Source organism: Rhodocaloribacter sp. (assembly GCF_056451265.1).
Map to the genome: position 1 here is coordinate 1 of NZ_JBWOPL010000094.1, position 2,694 is coordinate 2,694.

The 2,694-nt window shown below is 61.4% G+C and carries 3 protein-coding genes; all 3 read right to left on the reverse strand.

The annotated features are described in order from the left end of the window. Window positions 1-1,175 (reverse strand): hypothetical protein (locus AC1HIY_RS15245; protein WP_479577659.1); only part of this gene is annotated, 1,175 nt, incomplete at its 3' end. A gap of 15 nt (window positions 1,176-1,190) precedes the next feature. Beyond that, window positions 1,191-1,895 carry a transcriptional repressor LexA gene (gene lexA, locus AC1HIY_RS15250; protein WP_479577660.1) on the reverse strand — a complete coding sequence of 235 codons (705 nt, stop codon included), beginning with the start codon at window positions 1,893-1,895 and terminating at the stop codon, window positions 1,191-1,193. A 250-nt stretch (window positions 1,896-2,145) separates the two neighbouring features. Further along, a complete protein-coding gene (locus AC1HIY_RS15255; RefSeq protein ID WP_479577661.1) occupies window positions 2,146-2,433 on the reverse strand; it encodes a hypothetical protein in 288 nt (95 codons plus the stop codon). Between the last annotated feature and the right edge of the window lie 261 nt (window positions 2,434-2,694).

Consider the following 2,694-nt stretch of genomic DNA (forward strand, 5'->3'; position numbering starts at 1 on the left):
GCAACGGTGCCCTCATGGTCTTCCTGCCTGTTCGTCACGATGAAACCGCGCTTCACGAGCCACTCTTCGACAACGGCGCTGTCGTCATCCCGCGTGTACTGAGCGATGTTCGACGGCCTGATCGTCACGGTCCGTGGCGTCTTCGAATCGCTGAACTTCACCTGAAAACTGGCGCGGATGATCCGACTTTTCGCTGGCAGGGTGCGGCCTCTGGCTTCGAATGCAGCGAAGACGTCCGAAGCCTTGCGGATCTCGATTTCGTTCTCCGATCCGCCCCAGAAGAAATGGATCTCCTTCAGCTTGACCCATTCCATTCCGTCCACGTCCGTGCAGACCAAGGCGGCCGGCCCATCGGTCCTCAGCGGCTCGAGCGTGTACTTCCCCGTGCCGGGGAAGAAGTCCTCGCCGCCGAACAGATGCAGGCCGAATTTCCTGCGGTAAAGGTCCTTCTCCCACTTCGATGCCGCGTTGATCCGCAGCTCACCAATGGAGGGTTCGTAGACCAGGACGTCGTGTTTCTCCGGCCGGTAGAACACGCTCGTCGACTGGCCGGCCTCAAGGCTGCCTTCCCGCTTGTAAGGTTCCCCGTGCCGGACAAGAAACCAGATGGCATCTTTCTTCGGGTAGACGAAAACGCGGGAGCCGCGACCGCGCTTCTTCTTCTCGAACAGATCGTCCAGGTCGTCTTGCAGGGCGACCAGTGTCTTTGCGGTGGGATTCTTGAATACAGGGACAGGCGAAGTCTCGGTCTGGAAGTATTCGAACGAGCGGGGACGGGTCAGGTATTGCTCGGCGTGCTTGCGCTCGAGAAGGTCCCTGTCATGGAGCCAGACCTGGACGGCGACATCGGCGGGCGTAGGGTCGGGGTTGCCATCCAGGTGGATGCCGTTCCGTTCCGCCTCGTGCAGCAGTTCATCCATGCCCTCTGGAGTCGCCATTTCGTGGATGAAGTACAACGCATCCGCCAATTCCTTTGGCGTGTCGCTGTCCGGAGTCATGAAGACCTGGACGATCCCTTCGTAGTCGAGGCCGTCCGCTTGGCCTGGTGGTGGCAACGATACACCTCGGCCGTTGAAGAAGGCTGCGTGAGGTTGCAGGAGAGCGATCAAGTGCTCCTCCGCGATAGCCTTCAAACCATCAGGATGGGAAAACCGCCGAAGGTTGTACGTCGCCACTTTCTGTCCTCCTTTTCATGACGCGTTTGTGGTGGCCCTGCGTCCCGAATCCAATCGCCTGACACCGACCACCTTTCCGAGAATCCGCAGATCCTCGCTGGGGCCGATGGGAATCGGTGGATACTTCGGCTTCTCGGGCCTGAGCTCGATCTTCTCCTCCCGGATATAGAGACGTTTCACGGTCGCCTCTTCGCCGAGAAGGGCCACCACGATATCCCCGCTCTCGGCCACGGGCTGCTGTCGCACGATGACGAGGTCACCCTCATGGATATCAGCCTTGATCATGCTGTCGCCGTCGACCACGAGGGCGAAACAGCGACCCCGCGAAGCGGTTCCGCCCTCCACCAGCACCTCGCCGATGATGTTTTCCTCGGCGAAGAGGGGCTGTCCCGCGGCCGCCCTCCCAAGGATGGGGACAGGAACGAGGTCCGTGATCTCGTCTTCCGGCTCGCGGACCACTGCGAGCCCCCGGGCCTTGCGGGGCTCGCGCTTCAAGTAGCCTTTACGGACGAGCTGGTTGACCTGGGCATGCGCGCTTGCGTGGGTGATGCCGAGTATCTCGGCGAGTTCCTGGATCGTCGGCGGGTAGCCCTTGCGGGCGATGTAGTCCCGGATCTCCCTCAGCGTCCGTCGCTGGTGCTCGGTTATGCTGGCGATGGGACGCCGCCCGGGACCGCCCTTCCTTCGCTTGGCAGAACCCTTCGTCCGTTTAGACTTCATGACTCTCGTCCTTATGTCGACCGTTCTTGCCAAGGGCAACGTTCCACCTATCCTTGATGAACGAACCGGACCGCGGGGCGCAGGCGCACCGCGGCCACAGATGCTATATTATACGCACGACCATGTATAAGGTCAAATGAAAAACTTATCTTCTCGGAATATCCCGGTAAGATAGCTTGTCTCGAAGGGGAAAACGGCGAGAGAAGAGAGAGCCTTTCCTGGCGAGCGAAGGCCTGGAAGCAGCCGCGATCTACCGGTTTGGTATCCGTTCCTGGAGGAGCGCCTTCCACATCTTGCGCTGGCGGTTCCAATGGGGGACGGCGGCGATGGGGCGGACGTCCCGCTCGCGGATCGGGTCGCGGCCCTTCACGGTCCTGGGCAGGAACAGGATCTCCTCCTGGATGTCGGGCGCCAGGTTGAGGAGGTTCATGATCTGTGTGATGCGGGCCCGGGTTACGTAACCCAGCCGGGCGAGGTCCGCGTAGTCCCGCACCTCCCCACGGCGGACGATGCCATCGAACTTGATCGCCAGAGCCATGAGGCGCGTGATCCGAGGGACGTTGCCCGGCTCGATATCCCGCGGACCAATGCCCGGGCCATCCTTGCGTTTCCGACCGTTGTGTCTGGGCTTGAAGGTCCACCGGACCTCGATGGTCCCGGTGACCGCGCTCGTCTGATTACGCCTCATGCTCGCCTCCATAGACCATGTTGGCTTCGTTGCAGAGCGCCTTGATGCCCAGGGACCGGAAGCTGACCGTCACGCTGCCGTCGCGCCCGTCGTAAGCGATGCGGTCGATGA

Coding starts and splice junctions, on each gene's coding strand:
- AC1HIY_RS15255 (WP_479577661.1), bottom strand. CDS start 2,433: ATGGCTCTGGCGATCAAGTTCGATGGCATCGTCCGCCGTGGGGAGGTG.
- lexA (WP_479577660.1), bottom strand. CDS start 1,895: ATGAAGTCTAAACGGACGAAGGGTTCTGCCAAGCGAAGGAAGGGCGGT.